The 24,844-nt window shown below is 63.6% G+C and carries 25 protein-coding genes and 1 tRNA gene; 7 read left to right on the forward strand and 19 right to left on the reverse strand.

The annotated features are described in order from the left end of the window. Positions 1-179: 179 nt before the first annotated feature. Positions 180-419, reverse strand: a complete 240-nt coding sequence (locus IVA98_RS19045; protein ID WP_025035676.1) for a hypothetical protein — start codon at positions 417-419, stop codon at positions 180-182. Then, entirely contained in the window at positions 407-622 is a 216-nt protein-coding gene (locus IVA98_RS19050) for a hypothetical protein (protein WP_247304499.1), read from the reverse strand. Before IVA98_RS19050 ends, IVA98_RS19045 begins: the two co-directional genes overlap by 13 nt. A 173-nt stretch (positions 623-795) precedes the next feature. Between IVA98_RS19050 and IVA98_RS19055 the strand changes: the two genes are divergently transcribed. From IVA98_RS19055 to IVA98_RS19065, 3 genes are all read left to right on the forward strand, one after another. After that, complete coding sequence (locus IVA98_RS19055; RefSeq protein ID WP_247304500.1) at positions 796-1,968, forward strand: efflux RND transporter periplasmic adaptor subunit; 1,173 nt, start codon at positions 796-798, stop codon at positions 1,966-1,968. Next, positions 1,965-5,111 carry a multidrug efflux RND transporter permease subunit gene (locus IVA98_RS19060; RefSeq protein ID WP_247304501.1) on the forward strand — a complete coding sequence of 1,049 codons (3,147 nt, stop codon included), beginning with the start codon at positions 1,965-1,967 and terminating at the stop codon, positions 5,109-5,111. The genes IVA98_RS19055 and IVA98_RS19060 overlap by 4 nt, the downstream gene beginning before the upstream one ends. Positions 5,112-5,175: 64 nt before the next feature. After that, on the forward strand, positions 5,176-5,742 hold the full coding sequence (locus tag IVA98_RS19065) for an invasion associated locus B family protein (protein ID WP_247332694.1): 567 nt from the start codon (positions 5,176-5,178) through the stop codon (positions 5,740-5,742). Between the two features lie 9 nt (positions 5,743-5,751). Here IVA98_RS19065 and IVA98_RS19070 read toward each other — a convergent pair whose 3' ends face one another. The 4 genes from IVA98_RS19070 to IVA98_RS19085 all read right to left on the reverse strand — a co-directional run bounded on the left by IVA98_RS19070 (position 5,752) and on the right by IVA98_RS19085 (position 7,797). After that, positions 5,752-6,114, reverse strand: a complete 363-nt coding sequence (locus IVA98_RS19070; protein WP_247304502.1) for a DUF1428 domain-containing protein — start codon at positions 6,112-6,114, stop codon at positions 5,752-5,754. Positions 6,115-6,284: 170 nt separating this feature from the next. Further along, positions 6,285-6,358: transfer RNA gene (locus IVA98_RS19075), tRNA-Gln, on the reverse strand. A gap of 493 nt (positions 6,359-6,851) precedes the next feature. Beyond that, positions 6,852-7,655 carry a hypothetical protein gene (locus tag IVA98_RS19080; RefSeq protein WP_247304503.1) on the reverse strand — a complete coding sequence of 268 codons (804 nt, stop codon included), beginning with the start codon at positions 7,653-7,655 and terminating at the stop codon, positions 6,852-6,854. Further along, a complete protein-coding gene (locus tag IVA98_RS19085; RefSeq protein ID WP_247304504.1) occupies positions 7,609-7,797 on the reverse strand; it encodes a hypothetical protein in 189 nt (62 codons plus the stop codon). The genes IVA98_RS19080 and IVA98_RS19085 overlap by 47 nt, the downstream gene beginning before the upstream one ends. 115 nt (positions 7,798-7,912) lie before the next feature. Here IVA98_RS19085 and IVA98_RS19090 point away from each other — a divergent pair, with 115 nt between their 5' ends. Beyond that, positions 7,913-8,545, forward strand: a complete 633-nt coding sequence (locus IVA98_RS19090; protein WP_247304505.1) for an acyltransferase family protein — start codon at positions 7,913-7,915, stop codon at positions 8,543-8,545. A gap of 396 nt (positions 8,546-8,941) precedes the next feature. Here the strand turns inward: IVA98_RS19090 and IVA98_RS19095 are convergent, their stop codons facing one another. The 8 genes from IVA98_RS19095 to IVA98_RS19130 form a co-directional block, all read right to left on the reverse strand. Continuing rightward, complete coding sequence (locus IVA98_RS19095) at positions 8,942-9,154, reverse strand: hypothetical protein (protein ID WP_247304507.1); 213 nt, start codon at positions 9,152-9,154, stop codon at positions 8,942-8,944. Positions 9,155-9,506: 352 nt separating this feature from the next. Next, on the reverse strand, positions 9,507-10,544 hold the full coding sequence (gene pdxA, locus IVA98_RS19100) for a 4-hydroxythreonine-4-phosphate dehydrogenase PdxA (RefSeq protein WP_247304509.1): 1,038 nt from the start codon (positions 10,542-10,544) through the stop codon (positions 9,507-9,509). Continuing rightward, positions 10,541-11,647, reverse strand: a complete 1,107-nt coding sequence (locus IVA98_RS19105; RefSeq protein WP_247355313.1) for a four-carbon acid sugar kinase family protein — start codon at positions 11,645-11,647, stop codon at positions 10,541-10,543. The genes pdxA and IVA98_RS19105 overlap by 4 nt, the downstream gene beginning before the upstream one ends. After that, a complete protein-coding gene (locus IVA98_RS19110; RefSeq protein ID WP_247332696.1) occupies positions 11,644-12,045 on the reverse strand; it encodes an FAD-linked oxidase C-terminal domain-containing protein in 402 nt (133 codons plus the stop codon). The genes IVA98_RS19105 and IVA98_RS19110 overlap by 4 nt, the downstream gene beginning before the upstream one ends. A 13-nt stretch (positions 12,046-12,058) precedes the next feature. Next, complete coding sequence (locus IVA98_RS19115) at positions 12,059-12,961, reverse strand: ribonuclease Z (RefSeq protein ID WP_247355314.1); 903 nt, start codon at positions 12,959-12,961, stop codon at positions 12,059-12,061. A 28-nt stretch (positions 12,962-12,989) separates the two neighbouring features. Then, positions 12,990-13,967, reverse strand: a complete 978-nt coding sequence (locus tag IVA98_RS19120) for an antibiotic biosynthesis monooxygenase (protein ID WP_247304515.1) — start codon at positions 13,965-13,967, stop codon at positions 12,990-12,992. 15 nt (positions 13,968-13,982) lie between these two features. Continuing rightward, positions 13,983-15,380, reverse strand: a complete 1,398-nt coding sequence (guaD, locus tag IVA98_RS19125) for a guanine deaminase (protein ID WP_247304518.1) — start codon at positions 15,378-15,380, stop codon at positions 13,983-13,985. A 349-nt stretch (positions 15,381-15,729) separates the two neighbouring features. Further along, on the reverse strand, positions 15,730-16,044 hold the full coding sequence (locus IVA98_RS19130) for a hypothetical protein (protein ID WP_247304520.1): 315 nt from the start codon (positions 16,042-16,044) through the stop codon (positions 15,730-15,732). A gap of 53 nt (positions 16,045-16,097) precedes the next feature. Here IVA98_RS19130 and IVA98_RS19135 point away from each other — a divergent pair, with 53 nt between their 5' ends. Beyond that, the gene (locus IVA98_RS19135) at positions 16,098-16,682 is read left to right on the forward strand and encodes a DUF1349 domain-containing protein (protein ID WP_247304522.1); all 585 of its coding nucleotides are present in this window, start codon (positions 16,098-16,100) and stop codon (positions 16,680-16,682) included. A 55-nt stretch (positions 16,683-16,737) separates the two neighbouring features. Here the strand turns inward: IVA98_RS19135 and IVA98_RS19140 are convergent, their stop codons facing one another. Further along, a complete protein-coding gene (locus tag IVA98_RS19140; protein ID WP_247304524.1) occupies positions 16,738-17,340 on the reverse strand; it encodes a TetR/AcrR family transcriptional regulator in 603 nt (200 codons plus the stop codon). A gap of 197 nt (positions 17,341-17,537) precedes the next feature. Between IVA98_RS19140 and IVA98_RS19145 the strand changes: the two genes are divergently transcribed. Continuing rightward, a complete protein-coding gene (locus IVA98_RS19145; protein ID WP_247332958.1) occupies positions 17,538-18,788 on the forward strand; it encodes an efflux RND transporter periplasmic adaptor subunit in 1,251 nt (416 codons plus the stop codon). Between the two features lie 163 nt (positions 18,789-18,951). Continuing rightward, the gene (locus IVA98_RS19150; protein ID WP_247355315.1) at positions 18,952-22,140 is read left to right on the forward strand and encodes an efflux RND transporter permease subunit; all 3,189 of its coding nucleotides are present in this window, start codon (positions 18,952-18,954) and stop codon (positions 22,138-22,140) included. Between the two features lie 206 nt (positions 22,141-22,346). Here IVA98_RS19150 and IVA98_RS19155 read toward each other — a convergent pair whose 3' ends face one another. From IVA98_RS19155 to IVA98_RS19170, 4 genes are all read right to left on the reverse strand, one after another. Further along, the gene (locus tag IVA98_RS19155) at positions 22,347-22,793 is read right to left on the reverse strand and encodes a MaoC family dehydratase (protein ID WP_247304530.1); all 447 of its coding nucleotides are present in this window, start codon (positions 22,791-22,793) and stop codon (positions 22,347-22,349) included. 434 nt (positions 22,794-23,227) lie between these two features. After that, positions 23,228-23,650: a hypothetical protein gene (locus IVA98_RS19160; protein WP_247304533.1), complete on the reverse strand. Its 423-nt coding sequence runs from the start codon at positions 23,648-23,650 to the stop codon at positions 23,228-23,230. A gap of 12 nt (positions 23,651-23,662) precedes the next feature. Continuing rightward, complete coding sequence (locus IVA98_RS19165; protein WP_091888574.1) at positions 23,663-23,884, reverse strand: hypothetical protein; 222 nt, start codon at positions 23,882-23,884, stop codon at positions 23,663-23,665. 110 nt (positions 23,885-23,994) lie between these two features. Then, positions 23,995-24,813: a lytic murein transglycosylase gene (locus tag IVA98_RS19170; RefSeq protein ID WP_247304536.1), complete on the reverse strand. Its 819-nt coding sequence runs from the start codon at positions 24,811-24,813 to the stop codon at positions 23,995-23,997. Between the last annotated feature and the right edge of the window lie 31 nt (positions 24,814-24,844).

Consider the following 24,844-nt stretch of genomic DNA (forward strand, 5'->3'; position numbering starts at 1 on the left):
ACTTCGATGAACGATGGGCTGTGGTATCGGCCACAAAATAGCGGGTCAATGCGAGCACGCCGCGAGAACGCTTGAATAGGTCCAGATCAAAACGATTCTAAACTGCCGTTTGAAATCATTCTAAACAAAGATTGGAGTCGTTCTAAAACGAGCGCGAAATCGGCGTCGTGCTCGTGGCATCAGTCGCTGCTCGGCGGCTTCATCAGCGAGAACAATTCGTCGACAGTTTTCTGCGCGACCGCACGCACACGATCGGTGTTGTCCATCCCCGCGATGTTGACGCCGTTGACGACGGCTTTGATCTCGTCGCGGAAGTCGGTGAGAAAGCGCAAGGGATCGCGCTGCTCGTTGGCGACGCGCGCGATCAGCCCCGTGATCAGAATCTGACACGCGATCAGCTTACCGTTCAATTCGTCCATCCCTGCGCTCCATTCGTGGCGGCGCCGATATGACCGATGCTGATTTTCCTGACAACCGAAACGGCCTGCGCGCGATTTAGAACCGTTCTCGTGACCCGCGCGACCTGGAGGCTTTCCGCGGTGTCCCGCAGCGCCACACACACGGCGTCCGGGCATTGGATAACGTTCGCACGCGGATCGTTCGCGCCGAAAAAATGCAGCATTGCACCCCAACGCGCCAGACTGCTGCATGCGGTGCAAAGCTTTCCAATTGTTTAGGATTCTCGACCGATAGTGCTGTTTACACTTAAACTTGGCGTGTATTATACAAGCGCGCTGGAACCCTATGATTGCCCCATAATTCGTAGCTTGGGGGCACGAGAGCCGCCGAGCCGATATGAAAAAAACACGGCCGATCCTCTGGATTCTGATCATCGCGGCCGTGGGCTCCGCGAGTTACTATGGTTGGCAGAAATTCGGCTCGCCTGGGGCCGGAAAGACCCAGACAGCCCAGAAAGCTCCGCCCCGGCCGCAGCCCGTCCCGGTCAGCGTTGCCCCGGTCCAGAAGACCGACTTTCCGGTCTATCTGACCGGTCTCGGCACGGTTCAGGGCTTCAACACTGTCCAAGTCCGCAGCCGGGTGGATGGTCAGATCGACAAGCTCGCCTTCCGCGAAGGCCAGATCGTCCAGCAGGGCGAGCTTCTGGTCTCGATCGATCCCCGTCCCTATCAAGCTGCGCTCGATCAGGCCAAGGCCAAGAAGGCGCAGGACGAGGCGAACCTCGCCAACGCCAATCTCGAACTCCAGCGCGCCATGAGGCTCGGTGAATTCGCGACCGCACAGCGGGTGGATACCCAGCGCTCCACCGTCGCCCAGCTCACCGCCCAGATCGCCGCCGACGACGCGGCGATCGCCAACGCCCAGACCCAGCTCGACTACACGCAGATCAAGTCGCCGATCACAGGCGTCGCAGGGCTGCGCCAGGTCGACATTGGCAACATCGTCAACGCATCGACGCAGACCGGCATCGTCACGATCTCGCAGGTCGAGCCGATCGCCGTGATCTTCACGGCACCGGAAGACCAGCTTCCCTATATCAGCGAAGGCCAGAGGGCCGGCGCGCTCAAGGTGATCGCCTTCACCACCGACGGCAAGAAGACGCTGGCGGAAGGCAAGCTCGCCGTCATCAACAACCAGGTCGACACGAGCAGCGGGACTATTCGGCTCAAGGCGGTGTTCGACAATAAGGACCACTCGCTGTGGCCGGGCCAGTCGGTTTCGACGCGTCTTCTGGTGCGGACGCTGAGGGATGCGACCGTCGTTCCCGATGATGCAGTCCAGCATTCGACCAACGGCCTGTACGCCTATACCGTCAATCAGGACGACAAGGCCGAAGTGCACAAGATCAAGGTCAGCTATGGCATCGATGGCCGTTCGGTCATCGATGAAGGCCTCACGCCCGGGCAGCAGGTCATCACCGGCGGTCAGTTCAAGGTGCAGCCTGGAAGCCTCGTCTCGACAGCGGTGGCGAGCTCGGATCCGGCCCAGAACAAGGTGCGACAGGAATGACCGAGGGCGGGATTTCGGCACTCTTCATCCGTTATCCCATCGGCACCTCGCTGCTGATGGCCGGCATTCTCTTCGTCGGCCTCGTCGCCTACCCCCTGCTGCCGGTTGCGCCGCTGCCGCAGGTGGACTTCCCGACCATCCAGGTCACCGCCAACTTGCCGGGCGGCAGCCCCGAGACGATGGCCTCGTCGGTGGCGCAACCGCTCGAGCGGCAATTCGCCCAAATTCCCGGCATCGCCCAGATGACCTCGACGAGCTATCTGGGCACGGCGTCGATCACCATCCAGTTCGACCTCAATCGTAGCATCGACGGCGCCGCCAATGACGTTCAGGGGGCGATCAACGCCGCCAGCGGCCAGCTGCCGAAGAACCTGCCCTCGCCGCCGACCTACCGTAAGGTCAACCCGGCGGACGCCCCGATCCTGCTGTTGTCGGCCACCTCCGAGACACTGCCGCTGACCAGCGTCAGCGACGCCGTCGACGCCCAGCTCGCCCAGCAAATCAGCCAGCTCTCCGGCGTCGCGCAGGTCTTCATCGGCGGCCAGCAGAAGCCGTCCATCCGCATTCAGATCGACCCGGCGAAGCTCGTCGCCAAGGGCCTGTCGATGGAGGACGTCCGCAGCCAGATCGCCATCACCACCGTCGACAGCCCGAAGGGCAATATCGACGGGCCCAAGCGCGCCTACACGATCTACGCCAACGACCAGCTCACCCACGCCAAGGACTGGAACGACGTCATCATCGCCTATCGCAATGGCGGCCCCTTGCGAATCCGCGATATCGGCCAGGCGGTCAGCGGCGCCGAAGACGCCAAGCAGGCGGCCTGGGCCAACGGCAAACGCGGCGTGTTCCTGGTGATCTTCAAGCAGCCCGGTGCCAACGTCATCGAGACTGTCGACCGCATCAAGGCCACCCTACCCAGGCTGGTGGCCGCTATTCCGCCCGCTATCAAGATCGAGCTGATCAGTGACCGCACCACGACGATCCGTGCCGCGGTCGAGGACGTCCAGTTTACGCTGCTGCTGACCATTGCGCTCGTGGTCATGGTCATCTTCATCTTCCTGCGCAGCTTCTGGGCCACCGTCATTCCCACGGTGACGGTACCATTGGCATTATTGGGCGCGTGCGCCTTGATGTGGGTGGTCGGCTATTCGCTGGACAATCTGTCGCTGATGGCGCTCACCATCGCGGTCGGATTCGTGGTCGACGACGCCATTGTGATGCTCGAGAACATCACCCGCTATATCGAGGAAGGCGAATCCCCGCTCGCGGCGGCCTTCAAGGGCTCCAAGGAAATCGGTTTCACCATCGTCTCGATCAGCATCTCGCTGGTCGCGGTGCTGATCCCCCTGCTGCTGATGGGAGGCATCATCGGGCGCCTGTTCCGCGAATTCGCCGTAGTGCTGGCGATGACGATCTTCGTCTCGATGTTCGTGTCGCTGACGCTGACGCCGATGATGGCCTCGCGCTTCCTGCGCGCGCATGGGGAGGTGACCCACGGCAAGTTCTACCAATGGAGTGAGCGCGCCTTCGACGGCATGTTGCGCGGCTACGAATATGTGCTCGACCACGCTCTGGCCTGGCGCCGCACCACGCTCGCGATCTTCTTCGCCACGCTCGGATTGTCGATTTACCTGTTCATTCTGATCCCGAAGGGCTTCTTCCCGCAACAGGACGTCGGCCTGATCACGGCCACGTCCGAAGCCTCGCAGGACATTTCTTTTAAGGAGATGCTCAGACGCCAGGAGCAGCTCGGCAAGATCATCATGGCCGATCCCGACGTTGCGAGCGTCGCCATGGCGATCGGCGGCAGCGGACGCGCCGGCAACAATGGCGCCCTGTACATCACACTGAAGCCTCGCGATATGCGTGAGGCCTCGGCTCAGCAGATCATCGCGCGCCTGCGTCCGCAGTTCGACAAGGTCGAGGGCGCCCGCCTTTACATGCAAGCGGCCCAGGACGTCCGGCTCGGCGGCCGGCCGACCCGCACGCAGTTCGAGTTCACCCTGCAGGACGCCGATCTCGCCGAGCTCAACGACTGGGCACCGAAGATCCTCGCCAAAATGCAGACGCTGCCGGAGCTGCGCGACGTCGCGACGGACCAGCAGACGCAGGGCACCACGGTCCAGCTCAAGATCAACCGCGACACCGCCTCGCGCTACGGCATCCAGCCGCAGATGATCGACGACACGCTCTATGACGCCTTCGGCCAGCGGCAGGTCACGCAGTATTTCACCCAGCTCAACACCTACAAGGTGATCCTCGAGATCCTGCCCGAGATGCAGGGCGATCTCGAAAGCCTGAACAAGCTCTATTTGAAGTCGCCGCTAACCGGCGAGCAGGTGCCGCTGTCGACCTTCGCGACCTGGACCACCGATCCGGTCCGCCCGCTCTCGATCAGCCATCAGGGTCAGTTCCCGGCGATCACGATCAGCTTCAACCTCGCGCAAGGCGTCGCGCTCGGCCAGGCCACGGAAGCCGTGCAGCGGGCGATGACCGAGCTCGGCGCGCCGCCGACGTTGAATTCGAGCTTCCAGGGCACCGCGCAGGCGTTCCAGCAATCGCTCGGCACCGTGCCGCTGTTGATCCTCGCCGCGCTCGTCGTGGTCTACCTGATCCTGGGCATTCTCTACGAGAGCTATATCCATCCGATCACCATCCTGTCGACCCTGCCCTCGGCCGGCGTCGGCGCGCTCGCGATCTTGATGGCGGCCGGCTTCGACTTCAGCCTGATCGCGCTGATCGGCATCATCTTGCTGATCGGCATCGTGAAGAAGAACGGCATCATGATGGTCGACTTCGCGATCGCCGCCGAACGCGACGAACACAAGACGCCGGAGCAATCGATCCGCCAGGCCGCGCTGCTTCGCTTCCGTCCGATCATGATGACCACGATGGCCGCGCTGCTAGGCGGCGTGCCGCTGATGCTCGGCCACGGCACCGGCGCCGAGATCCGCCAGCCGCTCGGCTACGCCATGGTCGGCGGCCTGATCGTCAGCCAAGCGCTGACGCTGTTCACCACGCCGGTGGTCTATCTCTATCTCGACAAGCTCAACAACTGGTTCTCCACCTGGGGCCGTTCGGGTGACGGCGAAGGCGACGAGGCGCCCGAGCGCGGCACCGTCAAGCAAGCCGCCGAGTAAGCTTGCACCGCACCTCTCGCGACGCTACAGCGGGACCCACGGTTCACGCCAACGCGGTTTCGCCATGTCCATGCAATCCAGACTTGTCGCCCTCGCCGCGGTCTTGTTGTCGACCAGCGCTGCGTATGCCCAGCAGGGCGCCAAGAAGAATACCGCTCCTCCTGCCCCGACCGCACATCCCGCGCCTGTCCCGACGCAAGCGCAGGCGGACGGCGCTCCGGGCCAGCCCGGTTGGATCGTGCGCTGCACCAGCGCGAGCCGCGACGCGCCGCTCGAATGCGCGATGGAGCAGAACGCTGTACTGACCAAGACCGGCCAGACTGTCATCCTGATCAACATCCGCATCGCGCCCGACACCCGCACGCCGATCGCGCTGCTGCAATTGCCGCTCGGCCTCAACCTGCCCGTCGGCGCCAAGCTCCAGGTCGACGAGGGCAAGACGTTCGATCTCGAGATCCAGACCTGCGAGAACCGCGGCTGCTACGCCTCGACACCGGTCGCGCCGGATCTGCTCGCCGCCTTGCGGGCAGGCAAACAGTTGAAGGTTTCCTTCCAGAACATGGCCAAGAAAACGATCGCGATCCCGATGCCGCTCAACGACTTCGCCGCGGCCTACGACAAGATCAAGTAACTGGTACCGTCAGGTCGCGATGTCGCCGGCCCGAAGCAGCGTCGAGAAGCCGCCATAGATCATGCGCTTGCCGTCGAACGGAATGTCGGTGCTCTTGAGCCGCGGGTCCGCCATCACCTTCTTGTTGATGGCATCGCGGGTCTCCCGGTCGCGGTAGACGATCCAGGAGAAAACTACGATCTCGTCCTCCTTCGCCATGACCGCGCGCGGAAACGAGGTGAGCTCGCCATAGGGAACGTCGTCACCGATGCATTCGACATAGTCGAGCGCGCCGTGCTCCAGCCAGACCGCACAGGCGGTCGTCGCCAGCGCCTTGTAGGCCTCGATCTTGTCCTTCGGCACGGCCAGCACGAAACCATCGACATAGGGCATCACGGATCTCCTTGGGTTGTGTCACTCAAGGACGATGGGGCGCACTGCGATCCGACACGAAACGCGATTTTCAGATGAGGCAAACGGTCGCGAGCGATGGTGCCGTCAACAAATCTTCGTCCCTGCCTCGGAGAGGCCGGGGCTTAAGCCTGGGAAAAAGCGCCCGGAACTGGCTGGGGAACCTGGATTCGAACCAAGACAAACAGAGTCAGAGTCTGTTGTGCTACCGTTACACCATTCCCCAACGAAGTGCTTGCTTCAGCTAAGCTTTCTTCGGAAGCTTTGCAAGATGGGCTGAAAGTTTCGCAAATCGTCAGTTCGCAGGCCGGTCATATAGCCGGGCCGGCGTTCGCGGTCCAGTCCTTCTGTGGTCAGAACCGTACCCTGTCAAAGTGAAAAACAACCGGCTGCAGCCCCATCTCCACCGGCAGAAGTTCACGCCTCCAGGACGACCAAACGCTATGGTTGCAACGCGCTAGAAATAGGGATGCGTGCAACGCTTTTGCATCGTCTGCAGTGGGGCGACGTGAGTCTTCTAATGGGTGGGCGCCCCTTGTACGAGGAGGCGGACGCTCATGAAGTGAAGCCCGCGGAGCTCTCTCACCACCGGACCTGGTCTCACTCCGGACTTTCGCTCGGTCCTCAAAGGGCTGTGGGAAACGCGCCGAAACTGATATTCGTTACATAGCAATCTGACGACGCTAGGGAGCGCCACCGCGACAGGCGGCATAAACTCTTCACACCCCCATGCCGAGCGCCATCCAGAGCGCGGCCAGGAAGTGCGCCGCGCCGGCGCGATCTCCGGCGCCAGCTGCGTCAAGACGTGCGGATCCGCCTTGGCGCACGCTTCGCTGACAGGACGAAACCAGCCGACGCCGCCATCCGCCTGGATCTCGGTCTCGCACCTGGCGAGCTCGGTGCGCACCTGGTCGGCGATGCCGTGGAATTGCTCGAGCGATGTCGGCAGCGCCAGCGCCGCGATCGTTCATGAAGCCGCCGAGCACGCCGGCGGTAGCCCCGCCCCAGCGGCCATTGAGCACGCCAGGCGAATAGCGCAGCGCCTTGGGACGGCGCTGCACGTCATACAGGATCGGATCGCCCCGCACGTCGGGGTCGAGCGGCTGCACGTTCGGCGGCGCGGCCGCCGGCGCCGGATGCTCCTCGAGTTCGTCAGCCGGCGCGCCGGTTCGGGATGCAGCACCAGCGGCGGCGCACGCCCGAACATCGGCGGCGGCGAATTCGGCTTGCAGCGGCCGTTGTCGAGAACTCAAAATGCATCGGATCCTTGCGCCCCGGAATACCAGCCGCCCCACATCGCGCCCTGGCGACATAATGCATCGACGACGAATTGCGGCATGTTGCCCTTGGCATACAGGCCGTTTTCCTCGGCGTTCAAATGATCCGCGCACCATGCGATGGTTGTAGGCGGCGGCATATTTCGAGATGCCGGCCCCATCGATCTTTTTCTGATCGTGCTGGCAACAGTCCCAGATCTCATTCAACGCCGCGAACAACGCCGGCGCCGCCTTGCGATGAAACATGATCGATTTGACGCGCCGGGCCCTCGTAGTACATCGCAAACGGCGGCACGACCGGAACCATCTGCGGCGCGATCTCGCTATTCCCGGGATCGCCATAGAAGGCGTTTCGCGCAGCCTGCGTGTCTTTGGGCCAATTTGCCACGGCAAATTCTCCATTGAAAATGGTTGAAATGACAGGCTGTTCTACCGGAGGTCGACACCATCACGGGTTGAGGTGGTACGGCGTTACTACGTCTAAAGCCGGGGCACCAATCCAAATGTCGCCAGTTATCGACCTGATCCGGTTCGCAGCCGCGATGATGGTTTGCCTCGGCCATGCCGAGAGTATGTACGGGGGCGGGCTAACATCGCCGCCGCCGCAATGGATGCAGCAAGCCGGCGTCAACGTCTTTTTTCTTCTTTCGGGCTATCTGATCTCACAGACGCTAAATCGTCGCTTAGATGATCCGACCTCTACCTTTCGAGACTACGCGATCGACAGATGGTCGCGCATCTATTCAGCGTTTTTGCCAGCACTGCTGCTCGTCGCAATGATCGACTGGCACGCCATTGATCTTGGGCGCGCGCACAGCGAAACGGTCGAGAGGTTCACGCTGAGAACATTCGCTGCAAATCTGTTCATGCTGCAGGCCCCGGACACCTCACTTCCATTTGGATCAGCAGCCCCGTTCTGGACCGTGGCCATTGAATTCTGGATCTACATGTTCGTCGGGCTTGTCGCGTTCTCACTTCGCGACGGATTCACCCCGTGGCGCATAAGCGCAATCGCGCTGTGGCGGCATCATTCCGGTCTCGTCCCTAACCGGAAACAACATGGTCCTGGTGCCATGGCTACTCGGCGCCTCGATCGCGCGAGCCGGGGTTCAAGGACCGAGTCCCCGCCCTTTTGAGCGCCGCGGTCGCAGCCGTCAGCATCTTCGCCCTCCACATACACCTTTCAACCGGCGGCGCCGTGTACACGTGGAAAGTCAACCTTCTGACGGCGGCCGCCTTCGCGGGGATCATATGGACATCCGAGCGCGTCCCCGGATTTGGTCCTTCGCGATGATATGCGGCAATCGCATGGGGCGCGAGTTGGTCCCACTCGCTCTATTTGATCCACCACTCGATCATGAGCGACTTCGCATCGGAGGTCACAGGCTCGCTTTACGCCTTACCGTGGATGGTGGCCTTTTCCGTCATGGCGTCGATCCTGTTCGCGATGATGACCGAGGTCCATCATCGCCGACTGGCGATCTGGCTAAAGCAGCAACTGCGACCGCGCACACGGACCTCGCTAAAACCGGCTACATCCGCGCCAGACCACTGAAGGCGTTCTGGGCTGCAACATTGAAGTTGTTGGCATTGGTCCCGTCATCCTGCTCATTGGCAGAGAACACGTGCAAGCCTAACAATGGCGCCGCTATGTCGATTGACGCCGCGGACACCGACACGCGGTTATAGGAATTCCACACGCCGAGAAAGCCTGCGCTTCCGCCCGACGCTGAGTCGCCGAGCATCCAGTCGAGTTGCTGCGACGCATTGCTCGCGTATTTCCGACATAGGTTCCGCGCTGCGGCGCCGGGCCGTTGGTGATCGCGGCGTTGTTAGCAGAACGCCGCCGACCATGACCAGGGCGGTGCCGGCCGACTACACCGTGTCGCTGGTCCAGTCCGGACCGCGAGACAGAGCCCGGCAGCGCAAGCGTATCGACGCGTCGCGCATTGAACGGGTCTGAGATCACCAGCGGCCGTTTGGTGCCGATCCGCTCGGCGAAACGTGCGGCGGCGGCGATTGTACCGCAGCCGAACTCGATCGCCGTCGGGCGGAGGATTTCAATGGGCGTGAAGGCGTTGGTCATCGTGTTCGATCTCATGACTTGGATGCCGAAGCGCCTGCGGCCAGCCGCTCGGCATAGTCGATGGCCTCGATCAGGCTGTGCTCGTTGGCGATGCCCTTGCCGGCAATATCGAAGGCGGTGCCGTGATCGACGGAGGTGCGGATGATCGGCAGGCCCAGCGTGATGTTGACGCCGGAGAGCTCCTGCCAGCGGCCGGTCGCGGGATCGACCTGGAAGCCGAGCAGCTTGACCGGGATGTGGCCCTGGTCGTGATACATCGCGACCGCAGCATCGTACTGGCCGGCGCGCAGCTTGACGAAGATGGTATCGCCAGGCACGGGGCCGACGACGTCGAGACCGTCGGCGACCGCCTTGGCGATCGTCGGCGCCGAGACGTCGATGTCCTGCCGGCCGAACAGACCGCCCTCGCCGGCATGCGGGTTGAGCGCAGCGATCGCGATCTTCGGCCGTTCGATGCCGAGCCGGCGCAGCGCGCCGTCGGTGAGGTCGATCACCATGCGCAGGCGCTCCGGCGTCAGGCGCTTCGGCACGTCCTCCAGCGCGACATGGGTCGAGACATGGCTGACGCGCATGTTGCCATGGGCCAGCAGCATTACCGAGCCGCGCACGCCGGTGAGATGTGCGAGCATCTCGGTATGTCCAGGAAAATGATAGCCGGCCTTGTTGAGCGCTTCCTTGTTCAGCGGCGCCGTGACGATGGCCGCGGTGCGGCCCGCCTGCGTCAGGCGCACGCCCTGCTCGATCGCCTTGTAGGCAAAGCGGCCGCCGTCGGCGCTGAGCACGCCGGGCCTGATCGGGTTGCCCTCGACGTCGGCCTGAAGAAAACAGAGATTGGGCCAGTCGGCGTTCTCGACACTGACTTCGGGAATGACGACATTGGCGCCGAGTGCCGCTCTCGCGCCCTCAAGCGCCGCGCCGCTGCCGATGATCAGCAGGCGCAGATCGCCTTTCGTGATCCGGTCCTTCAGCCCGACGCAAGCCTTGACGATGATCTCTGGCCCGATCCCGGCGGGATCACCCATGGTGATGGCAAGATGACTAGAGGTCATGTCGGGCTCCCCATATTGAGCAAATGATTGTCCCGGAGTAGATCGCGCCAGAGCTCGCTTGGTCCGAATGCACCGGATTTCGAGATCACGTCGACGCCGGCCCACCGGCCGCCCTGCAAGATCGAGCGCGGCAGTCCCGGCACGATACGTCCCGTGACCTGGAGCGCATGCGCGCCAAGGGCAACGCACGCCGCCTTCAGGGTCTCGCCGCCGGCAACGATCAGCGTGCCCGGAGGTTCGAGCGCCGCGATCAGTGCCGTCATTTCGCGCGCAATCCGCCGCGCCGCCTCTGGGCGGGCCAGGCCTTCGGCGAGAGCGAATTTGACCAGGGCCACGCCGTCATCGGCAAGCTTGCGCCGGACAGGCGCCGCGCTCTCGCCTTCGGCAAGTGCGATAGTTGCCGCGCCGCACGCGGCCAGCTGAGACGCAGTCGCGGCCTGATCCGAGCCGAATAGCCCCAGCACCGGCAACTTCAATTGGCCCGGCGCCTCGGCGCGATGGCTGCGGGCGAGCGCGCCTGCGAGCCCACCGCTTCCGCACCACAGCACAGGCCCTGGCATCCGCCGTCCCATCTCGACGATACGATCGAGGTCGATATCACTTTCGGCATCGAAAACCTGAACGCCACCCTGCGATAGGGTATCGGTCCCGCCCTGCCGCGCCTCGATGCCTTCCTGCCGCAGCTCGGTCAGGAGATTGTCGCTGACGCGATGCCACTCGCCTTGTAGCGTGCGCGCGAATTGCTGGCCGTCCACGGTGCGGCGCCCCTGATAGTCGAAGGCGGGCGCGACTACGCAAGACGCCCAATCGCCGCTGTGCAGGCAGGCGCCGAGCTCGGCCGCCCACGCGCCACGAAGCAGACTATCGAGCTTCTTGTAGGCGATCGTCGGCCTACGGAGCTGCGGCGCCAGTCGTCCAACGATCTCGACGCTCTCGGCTTTCGACCGCTCGCGGGTACCGCTATCGATCGCGAGGCTCCGACTGTTCGGCACTGCAGGCACAGGTGGCCAGGTGACGTCGAACGGCCCGCACAGACCGACGAACTCCGCCGCGGTGTCGAGTGCACCGGAGAGATCGTCGGCAAGCAGGCGGACGCTTGTCATCGTCGCGCGCCTCCGGCACTAAAGATCTTGCCCGAATTGATCAGTCCATTCGGGTCGAGCAAGCGCTTGATATCACGTATCAGCTCGATGTCGAGGGGATCAGTAACGCGAGCGAGGCGGCCGCAATTGGTGATGCCAATGCCGTGCTCGGCACTGATGGCTCCGCCCTGCGCGGCGGTCTCGTCGTCGACGATCTCGTTGATCTCCGCCACCAGCGCGGCCGTGGCAGCGCGATCTTGGCAACGCGCGCGGTCAATCAGGGCGATCACGTGGATGTTGCCGTCGCCGATATGGCCGTGCATCACGACGCGCGCATGCGGGACGGCGGCCTTGATCCGGGCTTCGACATTGGTCACGAAGACGTTGCCGCCGATCTGGCAGGAGCCCTCGGCACCCATACTGACGCGAGTGCTAGATGGCAATGCGGTCGAAGTCGGCAGCGATCCGGGTGTTCGGAAAAATCCCGGCTGCCTCCGCAAGGACCTCATCGTCGTCATAACGGCCCGACTGATGCGTGAGCACGAGCTGGCCGACGCCGGTTTCGGCCGCAAACGCAGCCGCATCGCGCGCAGTGAGGTGCCCATAGTCCCGCGCGGTCGATGCGTCGCGATCGAGGAACGTTGCCTCGATCACCAGCAGATCGGCGCCAGAAACGTATTTGGAGAGGTCTTCCGTCGTTTCGGTGTCGCCGATCACGATGAGCTTCCTGCCGCCGCTCGGCGGCCCCAGGACGTCTTCCGGGTCGATGATTCGATCAGCGAGCACGACTGGTCGTCCCGCAGCCAATTCTCCCCGCATCGGCCCGTCTGGAACGCCCAGCTCAGCAAGGCGCTCCGGCCGAAGACGGCGGCGGGCGGGACTCTGGAAGGCGAAGCCAAAACTGTCGGTGTCGCGATGGCGAACCGGAAAGCAGTCGATGGTGAAGGCGCCCGCGTCGATGACCTGCCCTTCGCTCAGCGGCGCGAACTCCACCGCGATCGGCGCCCTGCCCGCGCCCCACAGACTTGCGAGCAGGCGGACGACGAGGTCGAGCGTGCGCTGCCCTGCATGAACGGTCATCAGGTCGGCGCTCTGCCGCAAGCCCAGGGTTGAAAAGAGACCGGGAATGTCGAGCACGTGATCGAGATGGGCATGCGTCAGCAGGATGCGGTCGAGCCGCCGAAAGCCAGCGCCAGCGCGCAGCAACTGGCGCTGCGCGCCCTCGCCGCAATCGACCAGAATGCGCTTGCCCGCCGCCTCGACCAGGAGCGCCGGATGGTTACGCTCCGCCGACGGAACGCTGGCCGAGGTTCCGAGAAATGTCATGGCGAACATGGTCTCACGTGTCCGGTTGTGGACGGTCTCACCGCCCCCAATGCCATGCGAGCAGCAGCGCGTACAAGCCCATCGACGCGGCATAGAGCGCGGCCAGGAGTGCGTATCCTGCGATCCGGCGTCCGATCCTCGCCTTCGGCGCGATCCACCAAGCGAGCGCCTTGAAGGCGGCGGGCACCAGCCACCAGCCGAGCAGCTGGGTACTGACGAGATTGCCGACGAACAGCGACAGCCAGACCGGCACGCCGTGGCTGTCGATCAACGGCGCGCTGATGAAGTAGCCCCAGAGGTAGACCACGGGATAGAGCACCAGAAGGACGATGAGATTGCTCTTCCAGATCAGGCCAGGCCCTTGCTCCGGCGCCTTGCCGGCCGGGAACCAGAAATTGAAGCCGTAGCTCGCCCGCTTCACGCTCATGCCGGCGTTGAAGCGCGCGCCTTCCCTCAGCAGCGACTGCCGTAACGACGAGTCCAGCCATGCATTGAGGTTGGCATCCGAGTCGAACGACAGGATGATGATCCATTCGTCGTGCAGGCCCGGAATCGGCCGCTCGATCTTGTGGCGCAAAAATCCCTTGAACTCGGCCTCCGCGGTCTGAATGCGCTGCTGCCATTTGAGGAACGCGTCCTCGAGCCCGTCCGGCACCTTGAACGAGATCACGGCAGAGACTGCGCTGTCGCGTTGCACGCCGGTGTCGGGCAGGATGTGGACATCCTCCGACCCGACGAAGAAGCGCTGCACCTCTGCGATGAGCCGCGCTCGCACATCGCTCTGAAGCCAGGCGCGCGCTGCCGCCGGGTTCGCGAAGCGCAGGATCGTGACCCAGTCGACATGCGCCGGCGGTTGCGGCGGCACCACCTCCTGGCTGAGGAAGCCGGGCCAGGCCTTGAGCACTTCACCGACCTCGCCGCTCCACCGCGCGAACGCGGCAAAGCCGTCGTCGGCAATGCGGCGCTGGATGACGAGGGCGACCGGCTGGCCCGCCGTATCAGGAGATGCGCTCATGAGCAGCCGTCCGCCTCAGCTCTTCTTGTAGAGACGCTTGCCCATCACCCAGGTCTGGTCGACGCAGCGATCGTCGCCGACCATCGTCACGGCGAAGAGCATGCTCGCAGCCTCGTCCATCGTGCGCGGCCCGCCGCCCTCGGCGATCAGCGACTGGTGCCAGGGCTGCGCGGCTTGCCCGCCGTTCGGATCGAGCGCGACGAAATCGGCCTCCTTGCCGGGCTCGAAATTGCCGAGCTTGTCGTCGATGTAGAGGCCTTCGGCACCGCCAAGCGTGATGGACCAGAAACCGCGGTACGGCGAGAGCTTGTTGCGCTCGGCTTCAGCGAGATCCTTGCGCGCCGGATCAATGCTGCCATCGAGCAGCGTGTTGTTGCACATGCCGACCTTGTAGGCATCGTCGAGCACGGAGATCATCGAGAAGCGGTTGCCGCCGCCGACATCGGTGCCGAACGACATCTTCACGCGATGCTCCGGATCGGTGGCGCGGCCAATGCGGAACAGACCGCTGCCGAGGAACAGGTTCGAGCACGGGCAGAACACCACCGCGGCACCCTTCTTCGACATGCGACGGAATTCGTTGTTCGAGAGATAGACGCCATGGCCCCCGGAGAATTTCGGACCGACGAGGTCGAACTTCTCGTACACGCCGAGATAATCCTGACAGTCCGGGTGCTCGACGAGCACGCCGCTGCATTCGGCCGGGTTCTCGGAGATGTGGGTGTTGACCCAGCAGTCCGGATGCTCATGCTTGAGGCGCTGACACGCTTTCAGCAGCTCCGGCGAGGCACCGAAGGCGAAGCGCGGGGTGATGGCATAGAGGTTGCGGCCCTTGTTGTGGTACTGCGCGATCAGCCGCTTGCTGTCGTGATAGAAGTTCTCGGGCGTGTCGACATAGTCAGCCGGCGCATTGCGATCGATGCCGGTGAGGCCCGCGATCACACGCATGTTGCGGCGGGCTGCCTCCTCGAACAGCTCCTCGGTCGACACTGGCGACGAGCTCGTGAACGCCTGGCACGTCGTGGTGCCTGAGGCCAGCAGCGCGTCGAGGAAGCGCTTCACGCCCTCGCGGGCATAGCTGCGGTCCTTGTATTTGAGCTCTTCCGGATAGATCCACATCTGCAGCCACGGCAGCAGCTGCTCGCCATAGGCGCCGAGCACCCGGGTCTGCGGCAGATGAATGTGGCCGTCGATGAAGCCCGGGACGATGATGCGGTCCTTGATATGGGTGATCTGCACGCTCGGATGCGCGGCGGCAATCTTGTCATACGGGCCGAACGCCTTGATGACGCCGTCGGTGACGACCATGAGGCCGTCCTGGTGAAAGCGCGCGGCGGCCTGCTCGTTGCCGATGTGCTTCCAGGGGTCGTCGACGAAGTCGAAGAATGTGCCGCGAATACCGACGGAGCTCATGATTTGGTCCTTCCTCTAAGTCTGTGTGGCGTGACGCGCCGAGGGCAGCGCGATTGCAGGCAGCGTGGCCCTCGCCGCTCACCGCGAAATGGCAGGGCGCGCTGATGAGGCCGCCGAACAGGCCGTGGCTGCGCTCGTCCTTGGAATTTGGCTGAACGGCACGACGCACTGCAGAATCGGCACGACCCTTCCGTTCGCGCGCCCGGCGTCGGAAGCAGGTGCAGTCATGGCTCACGCCCCTCGGTCTCCACCGGCCGCGTCTTTCGTGCCCGCAACGAGAGGCGACGATACAGGTTGCGGATCTTGACGCACGGAGCGTGCCAGAACTGTGTGTAAAAACCCTTAGGAGTTATCGTATCCATGCGGAGACTTGACCGCTGATGCCGTGGGTCGAGGGCGCAAAACAAAAAACGCGAAAACAACCCCATGCACAGTACAAATCATTGATGAATTTCAGGCCGAAGCGTTCCAGCCAGGCCATTTGACTCGTCGGGCAAAACAGGCGCAGACTTGCATGATCGCCGATCGTGAATCCGACATCGCGCGACGCCGTTAACGTTTCGGAAGGCATCGCGGCTTCGAACGCGCGCGCTTCGACGTCAGGCCAATTGTCGAAGGCGCGAGGCAGTGCATCCGCGCTCGATCTCGGTTTGCGCAACGCCACGCTTGTCCGGCAGATGGATTGAGTCCGGCAGGCGTCGGCAATCGAGGTTAGAGATGACTCTCCGCAGAGCTGACGGTGTGTGGCTCAATGAACCGGAACGATGGACGGCTGAGGGCGATAGCCTAAAGATCATCACTGACAAAGGCACCGACTTCTGGCGCGAAACCCACTACGGCTTTAATCGCGACAGCGGGCATTTCCTGGGCTTCCCGACCGGCGAAGCATTCACGGCCAGTTTACGCGTTCAGGGCGATTTCCAGGCGCTCTACGATCAGGCGGGCATCATGGTGCGCGTCGATGCGGAGCATTGGGTCAAGGCCGGGATCGAACTCTCGGACGGCCGCGCGATGCTCGCGAGCGTGTTAACCAACGAGCGATCGGACTGGGCCACGGCATCCTATGAGCATGATGCTGGCGATGTCTGGGTGCGCGCGACCGTCGCCAACGGCGTCCTTCGTTTGCAAGTTTCGGCCGACGGCAAGTACTGGCCCCTCATGCGGCTAGCACCGTTTCCGGCGGCGAGCTCTTATCTTGTGGGGCCGATGGCCTGCACACCGGAACGGGCGGGGCTAGAAGTCGTATTCTCGAGGTTTCATCTGACACCGCCGCTTGGAAAGGACCTACACGACCTGAGCTAATTGGCCGTTCTGCGATCTCAGATCGACGTTCACCACAAAGCCCTCCCGCTCGCCTCTACTCTCGCTCCGACTGCGCCTCGACCGCCTGTACGGCGACACTTGCCACCTGCCGCAGCGCCTCGCGCTCCGCGCCCGAGGACGCCATCACGCCCATGCCGACCGCGACGGCGGAGACGTAGCGCGCGAGCGCGGCGGGATCGGCGCTTTCCTTCAGATCACCTTCGGCTTTGGCCCGAACAAAACGGTCGTGGAGCTGGTCTTCGTTCTGGGCGCGGCGGGCGGCGAGCTCGAACGGGACGTTCTCGGAGCCCGTACCGCAGGCGATGCCGCCTTGCACCAGTAGGCAGCCGGGCGGATTCGCCGGATCGGTCTGCTTGTCGGCGATGCCCATCAGCATCCGCTCGGCGACGGCGCGGGCGGTGGGTGCCGCGACCACCTCGTCCATCCAGACGGCGCGCAATTTGGTGTAGCGGTCGAGCGCGGCCTTCAGCAGGCCTTCCTTGTTGCCGAAGCAGGCGTAGAGACTCGGCGGATTGATGCCCATGGCCTCGGTGAGCTGGGCAATGGTCGCGCCCTCATAGCCATGGCGCCAAAACACTTCCATCGCCTGATCCAACGCCATCTCGGCGTCGAACTCGCGGGGGCGTCCCATGCCCATGTGCCTGTCTCCTCGGAATGGCGTCCTGTAGCGGCCTAACGCCTGATCGTATCTATTTGTTCTGGCTTTCTTTTCTTGTGTCTTCCAATCGTCGCGGTATCGACGTACAATTTTCTTCGTGAATGAAACATAAGTATCTTGCACTGCGGCATCCAGCTCCACATCTGTAGTGAACACTACATATCTGGAGCGCGCAAATGCATCCCTCCCAAAATACCGCCCGCGCCGGCCGTTTCCGCCGCCTCCTCGGTGGAGTCGCCATCGTAGGCGCCCTCGCCGTCGCCGGCTCGATCGCGACCGGCCGCTACTTTCACGCGGCGCAAGCGACCGCACCCGCGGCCGCGGCCGCGGCCGAACAAGCCGTTCCCGTCACCGTCGCGATGATCGAGCCGCGGCAGACTGTGCTGTGGGACGATTTCTCCGGCCGGCTGGAGGCCATCCACCGTGTCGAGCTGCGCCCCCGCGTCGCGGGGGCGATCCTGTCGACCAATTTCACGGAAGGTGCGTTGGTGAAGGCCGGCGACGTGCTGTTCAAGATTGATCCGGCGCCTTACGCGGCAGAGGTCGACAAGGCCAACGCCCAGCTCGAAGCCGCCAAGGCGCGCGTTGTCTTCACCCAGAGCGAGCTCGAGCGCGGCGCGCAGCTGGTCGGCAACGCCGTGGTGACGCGGCGCGACTACGACCAGCGCGAGAATGCCAGTCGTGAAGCGATCGCCAACGTGAAGGCGGCCGAGGCAACGCTGCAGACCGCAAAGCTCAATCTCGGCTACACCGAGGTGCGCGCGCCTGTGGACGGCCGCGTCGGCAAGATCGAGGTCACGGTCGGCAATCTTGTCGCCGCCGGCACCGCCTCTCCCGTGCTGACCTCGCTGGTCTCGGTCAATCCCATCTACGCCTCGTTCGACGCGGACGAAGAGGTGGTGCTGCGCGCGCTGAATTCCATTGCAGACGGCTCCGGCCAACGCGGCAAGCTCGACCAGATCCCGGTGGAGATGACGACCTCCGGCGGCCTTTCGGCGAAGGGCCACATCCAGCTGATCGACAACCAGGTCAACGGTCAGAGCGGCACCATCCGGGTCCGCGCGGTTTTCCCCAACGAGGACGGCCGTCTCATCCCCGGCCAGTTTGCCCGGGTGCGCATGGGGCAACCGAAGCAGCAGACGCTGGTTATGATCGACGAGCGCGCGATCGGCACCGACCAGGACAAGAAGTTCGTGATGGCGGTCGGTGATGACAGCCGCGCGGTCTACCGGCCGGTCACGCTCGGCGGCGCCGTCGATGGGCTGCGCGTCGTCACCTCGGGCCTGAAGTCCGGCGACCGCGTCGTGGTCAATGGCTTGCAGCGCGTGCGTCCCGGCGCCCTGCTCAAGACGGAGGTGGCGACGATGGGCGCGCGAGGGCCGCAGCAGGCATCCAACCACAGCAACCAGGACGTGGTGCAACGCTAATACTTTCCGTCATCCCGGGGCGCGCGTAGCGCGAACCGGGATCCAGCAGTTACGAACTCCGACCACTTCACCTCTGGATTCCGGGTTCGCTGGCTTCGCCCGCGCCCCGGAATGACGGCTGAGCTATGTGGATACGACCAAGACATTGCCCAGGGGCAAAGCCATGAATCTCTCGAAATTCTTCATCGATCGTCCTATTTTTGCCGGCGTATTGTCGGTCCTGATCTTCCTTGCCGGCCTGATCTCGCTGTTCGCGATGCCGATCTCGGAATATCCCGATGTCGTGCCCCCTTCCGTCGTGGTGCGCGCAACCTATCCCGGCGCCAACCCCAAGGTGATCGCGGAGACGGTGGCGACGCCGATCGAGGAGCAGATCAATGGCGTCGAGAACATGCTCTACATGTCGAGCCAGGCGACCACTGACGGCGCGATGACGCTGACGGTGACGTTCCGCCTCGGCACCGACCCCGACAAGGCGACCCAGTTGGTGCAGAACCGCGTGCAGCAGGCCGAACCGCGCCTGCCCGCCGTCGTGCGCCAGCTCGGCATCATCACCAAGAAGTCGTCGCCCGATCTCACCATGGTCGTGCACCTGTTGTCGCCGAACGGCCGTTACGACATGACGTATTTGCGCAATTACGCGGTGCTCAACGTCAAGGACCGGCTTGCGCGGATTGACGGCGTTGGCGACGTGCAGCTCTATGGTGCCGGCGATTATTCGATGCGGGTCTGGGTCGATCCGCAGAAGGCCGCCGAGCATGGCCTGACTGCGAGCGACATCGTGAGGGCGATCCAGGCGCAGAACGTCGAGGCCGCGGCCGGCGTCGTCGGCTCCTCCCCGAACGTCAAGGGCATCGATCTCCAGCTCTCCGTCAATGCCGAAGGGCGGCTCGCGAACGAAGAGCAGTTCGGCGACATCGTGGTCAAGACTGGCGCGCGTGGTGAAGTGGTGCGCTTACGCGACGTCGCTCGCATCGAGCTTGGCGCGTCCGAATACGGCCTGCGCTCCCTGCTCGACAACAAGCAGGCGGTCGCGATCCCGATCTTCCAGGCGCCGGGCTCCAACGCGCTTGAGATCTCCGATCACGTCCGCGCCACCATGGCCGAGATCAAGAAGAACATGCCCGAGGGCGTGTCCTATCAGATCGTCTACGACCCGACCCAGTTCGTGCGCTCGTCGATCGAGGCCGTCATCCACACGCTGCTGGAGGCCATTGCGCTGGTGGTGCTGGTCGTGATCCTGTTCCTCCAGACTTGGCGCGCCTCGATCATCCCGCTTCTGGCCGTGCCGGTGTCGATCGTCGGCACCTTCGCAGTGATGCACGTGTTCGGCTTCTCCATCAACGCGCTCAGCCTGTTTGGCCTGGTGCTCGCGATCGGCATCGTCGTCGACGACGCCATCGTCGTGGTCGAGAACGTCGAGCGCAATATCGAGGCCGGGCTGTCGCCGCGCGATGCCACCTATCAGGCGATGCGTGAGGTCTCCGGCCCGATCATCGCGATCGCGCTGGTGTTGGTCGCGGTGTTCGTGCCGCTCGCCTTCATCTCCGGCCTGACCGGGCAGTTCTACAAGCAGTTCGCGTTGACGATCGCGATCTCGACCGTGATCTCCGCGGTCAACTCGCTGACACTGTCCCCGGCCTTATCGGCGCTGCTGCTGAAAGGCCATAACGAACCGAAAGACAAGCTGACGCTAATCCTCGAAAAGACGCTCGGCTGGTTCTTCCGCGGCTTCAACAAGGCTTTTACGCGCTCCTCGGAGAATTACAGCGGCAGCGTCACCAGAGTGATCTCGGGCAAGGCCGCGGTGATGGGCCTCTACGTGGTCCTGGTCGGCCTCACCGCCCTCTTGTTTCAGCAGGTGCCGAGCGGCTTCGTGCCGGGCCAGGACAAGCAATATCTGGTCGGCTTCGCCCGCCTGCCCGATGGCGCCACCCTCGACCGCACCGAAGAGGTGATCCGCAAGATGAGTGACATCGCGCTGACCCAGCCCGGTGTCGAGAGCTCGGTCGCCTTCCCGGGCCTGTCGATCTCCGGCTTCACCAACTCCTCCAACGCCGGCATCGTGTTCTCGACCCTCAAGCCGTTCGACGAGCGCAAGGACCCTTCGCTCAGCGGCCCCGCCATCGCGGCCGAGCTGAACAAGAAATATGCGGGGATTCAGGAAGCCTTTATCGCCATGTTCCCGCCGCCGCCGGTCAATGGTCTCGGCACCATCGGCGGCTTCAAGCTCCAGATCGAGGACCGTGCCGGTCTCGGCTATGAGGCGCTGAACGAGGCGACCAAGGCGTTCATGGCGGCGATGCAGAAGGCCCCGGAGATCGCCGGCGTGTTCTCGAGCTTCCAGGTCAACGTGCCCCAGCTGTTCGCCGACATCGACCGCACCAAGGCGCTCCAATTGGGCGTGCCCGTGACGGAGGTGTTCAACACGCTTCAGATTTACCTCGGTTCCTACTACGTCAACGACTTCAACAAGTTCGGCCGCACTTATTCCGTCCGCGTGCAGGCTGACGCGCCGTTCCGCGCTCGCGCCGACGACATCAGGCAGTTGAAGGTGCGCTCGTCCTCGGGCGACATGGTGCCGTTGTCGGCGCTGCTCACGATCCGCCAGAGCGCGGGGCCGGAGCGCGCGATCCGCTACAACGGCTTCCTGTCCTCCGACATCAATGCGGCCGCCGCTCCCGGCTTCTCCTCCGGCCAGGCGCAGGAGGCGGCGACGAGGATCGCCGCGGAGGTGCTGCCGCCGGGCTTTGCCTTCGAATGGACCGATCTGACTTATCAGGAGTTCATCGCCGGCAATTCCGGCATCTGGGTGTTTCCGCTGGCCATCCTGCTGGTGTTCCTGGTGCTGGCCGCACTCTATGAGAGCCTGACCTTGCCGCTCTCGATCATCATGATCGTGCCGATGGGCCTGCTGGCCGCGATGTTCGGGGTCTGGGTTTCGAAGGGCGACAACAACGTCTTCACCCAGATCGGCCTGATCGTCCTCGTGGGACTCTCGGCCAAGAACGCGATCCTGATCGTCGAATTCGCGCGCGAGCTCGAGTTCGCAGGCCGCACGCCGATCCGCGCCGCGATCGAAGCGAGCCGGCTACGGCTGCGCCCGATCCTGATGACGTCGATGGCGTTCATCATGGGCGTGCTGCCGCTGGTGCTCTCCACCGGCGCGGGCTCGGAGATGCGGCGCGCCATGGGCGTTGCCGTGTTCTCCGGCATGATCGGCGTCACCGTGTTCGGCCTGTTCTTGACGCCGGTGTTCTATGTGCTGCTGCGCACCGTCACCGGCATGAAGCCGCTGACGCATCACGGCAGCGACACCAGCGCGGCGCCGGTTCAGGGTTTAGGGCACTAGATCAACGAAATCCTGATACCAGCAACAGAACGAGCACGGTCTTGCGAAAGACCGTCTCGTTGACGCGGTGGACGCGATCCCTCGAACCAAGCCGGCAGGCTGATCGCGAAATCGACGAAGACCTTCCCCGGGGCCGAGGTGACCACCTTGCCGGCCGCCCGCAAGCATCTCCGGCGCGGCGTGGGTCAATGGTGACGCCGGCGACCTCAGCTCCGCCGCGGCACGATCGCGATCGGGGTGAAGGTGTAAACCTCCTCATCGTTCTGATTGAACATCGTCCACTTCACCAACGCGATGCCCTGCGGCTTCGACTTCGAAGGCGTCAGGCTCATGACCTCCCCGATCAGATGGAGGCGGTCGTTGGGCCGCACCGGCATCGTCCAGCGCAGGCCATCGACGCCCGCGCCGATGAGCGGATGCGGGCCAAAGGGTCGGGTCTGGATCGCAAGATTCATGGCAATTGCGGCGGTGTGCCATCCCGAGGCAGCGAGCCCCCTGAACAGGGTCTCCTTGGCGGCCTCGTGGTCGAGATGCATCGGCTGCGGATCAAATTCGGCAGCGAACCGCTTGATGTCGGCCTCGGTGACCTCGACCTCGGGGGATCTGAACCGCATTCCGACGGAGAGATCGTCGAACCATTCGACCTGCGCCATGATTTTGCCTCGCAATCCGATGCACCGCCTGCGAAGTCGCGGCCCAAAGGCTTGAGCAATAGCGGGACCGCAGCGCACAAACCGGCCCCGGGGTTCCGGCGAAACCCCTTTCCCGATGCGACGAAACACGCCTGAAACAGATGGCCGGTTAAGTGGTTGTCAAAATAAATACAAGGACGGCCACCATGCAATTCCTCTTCGACCTGATCTACGAATATTCATGCTGCCAGAATCTCGTCGCCCAGCCGCTGGGGGAGGACGTGCTATGATCGAGCTGATCTCTGCCCTGCTTGCCCTTTGCAGTGTTGGCGTCTTTGCTGCGCATGCGCTGGATGCCTACCGCACCACGCACTCCTGACCGACGTCGTCAAGCTTACTTCACCTCGCCGCGTTGGGGCGAGGTGAGCATCAGGCGCATCCATGTCCTTCCGGCGCTAGAATGGGCGCCGGTAGAAGTGCTCCGAATGCGTTGCCGGCGGAAACCGATTGGCGAGCGCAAGCGCTCCCCTTTCGTCGGTCTCAAGGGCGATCTTCTGCGCCAGCATCACGTCGCCGGGGACGAGGAAGCCTGACGGAACGAAGCACCATCCCATGGTCGCTCGGCCTTCACCGTCGATTTCGTGGACGTTGGCGGCAGTGCCGTAATGAATGCGATAGATCTTGCCGGTGTCGCAGCCGACGACGTCGAAATACCGGTGCTCCTCGAATTGCGCCCGTTGTGCGGGCGACAGCCATTCGGAGAGCAGCCGGCGGCCACGGGCATCCGGCGTGTTCTCGCCGAAGAAGCGCCGATAGAGTTCACGCAGCGCATGCAGACGCGCACGCGCCGGCGCGCGGAGCCAAACTGCCGCAATCATGAGCAGCTCAGATCAACCGCCAACCAGGCGCGGATAGAATAGCGTTTCTTCCGCGGTCGGGTCGAACGATCTGATTCGGGTGACCTCGCCGGGCCCGGTTCGCAGCGCCGCAGTGAAGCCGGCTCCGGTCAGCTCCCGAAAGCGCCGTTCGGCTCGCGCCAGCGCTTCGGCATTGCCAGGATCAAACTCGTGGCGTGTATCGCCGGTCTGGTCCATCACGATCTGGGTTGCCATATTGAGTCTCCTCATGCCCACCCCTGAACCTGATCAAAGCAAACCTCGTGCCCTCAGTTCCTGATGGCAACAACTTTCTCGCATCGACGCATCACGCCTTGCTGAACGGCTTAGCGCAATGCTGCCGCCCCTCCTCCCTCATCGATCTGCCGGCCCATCAGCGCGATCGCTTTCTGATAGACGCCGGCAGCATTCCAGGCTTGGATGGCGGCGAAGTTCGGCTCGCCCGGCTGGTAACGGGCTCCTGCGCGCCAACCATGGGCTTTGAGGAAATTCGCCGTCGAATTCAGTGCGTTGGCAGCCACCTCTAGATTGCCGGTGCCATAGGCCAGGATGTTCTTGGGCATGAACTGGGTCTGGCCGACCTCGCCATGCATGGAGCCCCGGGTCGATCCCGAGAGCGTGCCGCGGTCGATCAGCTTCAAGGCGGCATAGAGCTGATCGGTGAAGAATTCGGGACGGCGGCAGTCATAGGCGAGGGTCGCGATCGACGACAGCATGTTCTGGTTGCCGCGCTGGCTGCCGAAACCGGTCTCCATGCCCCATATCGCGATCAGCGGCCCGGGCGGCACCCCGTAGCGCTGCTGGATCGAGGCGAACAAGGCGGCCTGCGACTGCTTGAGCTGCCTGCCTTTGGCAACGATGGCGGCGGCGCCGCGCTTGGCAAGGAACTGGTCGAGCGTCAGGGAAAAACTGCGCTGGCCGCGATCGGCCGCGATGGTGGCGCTGGCATAATTGGTCTGCATTAAGGCCGAAAGCGCGGTGGGGCCGATGCCTTTGCCCTGCGCCTCCTGACTGAACTCGCGCTTCCAGGCCTCGAAGCCCGCCGGCGAGCTGCCGCATTGCGCGGCCTTGACCGCAGGTGCCAGGCAACCAAGCAGCACCATCGCGCCAAAAGCCGCCCCCGCAACAGCCCTGCCCCTGATCATATCCGCTATCTCCCGTCCTGTACCGATCTGC

This window comes from Bradyrhizobium sp. 160, from assembly GCF_023073735.1.
Classification (GTDB): Bacteria; Pseudomonadota; Alphaproteobacteria; order Rhizobiales; family Xanthobacteraceae; genus Bradyrhizobium.

Excerpts from the sequence above, each read along its gene's own strand:
- IVA98_RS19045 (WP_025035676.1), bottom strand. The coding sequence starts at position 419 with ATGGACGAATTGAACGGTAAGCTGATCGCGTGTCAGATTCTGATCACG.
- IVA98_RS19050 (WP_247304499.1), bottom strand. The coding sequence starts at position 622 with ATGCTGCATTTTTTCGGCGCGAACGATCCGCGTGCGAACGTTATCCAA.
- IVA98_RS19055 (WP_247304500.1), top strand. The coding sequence starts at position 796 with ATGAAAAAAACACGGCCGATCCTCTGGATTCTGATCATCGCGGCCGTG.
- IVA98_RS19060 (WP_247304501.1), top strand. The coding sequence starts at position 1,965 with ATGACCGAGGGCGGGATTTCGGCACTCTTCATCCGTTATCCCATCGGC.
- IVA98_RS19065 (WP_247332694.1), top strand. The coding sequence starts at position 5,176 with ATGTCCATGCAATCCAGACTTGTCGCCCTCGCCGCGGTCTTGTTGTCG.
- IVA98_RS19070 (WP_247304502.1), bottom strand. The coding sequence starts at position 6,114 with ATGCCCTATGTCGATGGTTTCGTGCTGGCCGTGCCGAAGGACAAGATC.
- IVA98_RS19080 (WP_247304503.1), bottom strand. The coding sequence starts at position 7,655 with ATGTTTCATCGCAAGGCGGCGCCGGCGTTGTTCGCGGCGTTGAATGAG.
- IVA98_RS19090 (WP_247304505.1), top strand. The coding sequence starts at position 7,913 with ATGTCGCCAGTTATCGACCTGATCCGGTTCGCAGCCGCGATGATGGTT.
- IVA98_RS19095 (WP_247304507.1), bottom strand. The coding sequence starts at position 9,154 with ATGCTCGGCGACTCAGCGTCGGGCGGAAGCGCAGGCTTTCTCGGCGTG.
- pdxA (WP_247304509.1), bottom strand. The coding sequence starts at position 10,544 with ATGACCTCTAGTCATCTTGCCATCACCATGGGTGATCCCGCCGGGATC.
- IVA98_RS19105 (WP_247355313.1), bottom strand. The coding sequence starts at position 11,647 with ATGACAAGCGTCCGCCTGCTTGCCGACGATCTCTCCGGTGCACTCGAC.
- IVA98_RS19110 (WP_247332696.1), bottom strand. The coding sequence starts at position 12,045 with ATGGGTGCCGAGGGCTCCTGCCAGATCGGCGGCAACGTCTTCGTGACC.
- IVA98_RS19115 (WP_247355314.1), bottom strand. The coding sequence starts at position 12,961 with ATGTTCGCCATGACATTTCTCGGAACCTCGGCCAGCGTTCCGTCGGCG.
- IVA98_RS19120 (WP_247304515.1), bottom strand. The coding sequence starts at position 13,967 with ATGAGCGCATCTCCTGATACGGCGGGCCAGCCGGTCGCCCTCGTCATC.
- guaD (WP_247304518.1), bottom strand. The coding sequence starts at position 15,380 with ATGAGCTCCGTCGGTATTCGCGGCACATTCTTCGACTTCGTCGACGAC.
- IVA98_RS19135 (WP_247304522.1), top strand. The coding sequence starts at position 16,098 with ATGACTCTCCGCAGAGCTGACGGTGTGTGGCTCAATGAACCGGAACGA.
- IVA98_RS19140 (WP_247304524.1), bottom strand. The coding sequence starts at position 17,340 with ATGGGCATGGGACGCCCCCGCGAGTTCGACGCCGAGATGGCGTTGGAT.
- IVA98_RS19145 (WP_247332958.1), top strand. The coding sequence starts at position 17,538 with ATGCATCCCTCCCAAAATACCGCCCGCGCCGGCCGTTTCCGCCGCCTC.
- IVA98_RS19150 (WP_247355315.1), top strand. The coding sequence starts at position 18,952 with ATGAATCTCTCGAAATTCTTCATCGATCGTCCTATTTTTGCCGGCGTA.
- IVA98_RS19155 (WP_247304530.1), bottom strand. The coding sequence starts at position 22,793 with ATGGCGCAGGTCGAATGGTTCGACGATCTCTCCGTCGGAATGCGGTTC.
- IVA98_RS19160 (WP_247304533.1), bottom strand. The coding sequence starts at position 23,650 with ATGATTGCGGCAGTTTGGCTCCGCGCGCCGGCGCGTGCGCGTCTGCAT.
- IVA98_RS19165 (WP_091888574.1), bottom strand. The coding sequence starts at position 23,884 with ATGGCAACCCAGATCGTGATGGACCAGACCGGCGATACACGCCACGAG.
- IVA98_RS19170 (WP_247304536.1), bottom strand. The coding sequence starts at position 24,813 with ATGATCAGGGGCAGGGCTGTTGCGGGGGCGGCTTTTGGCGCGATGGTG.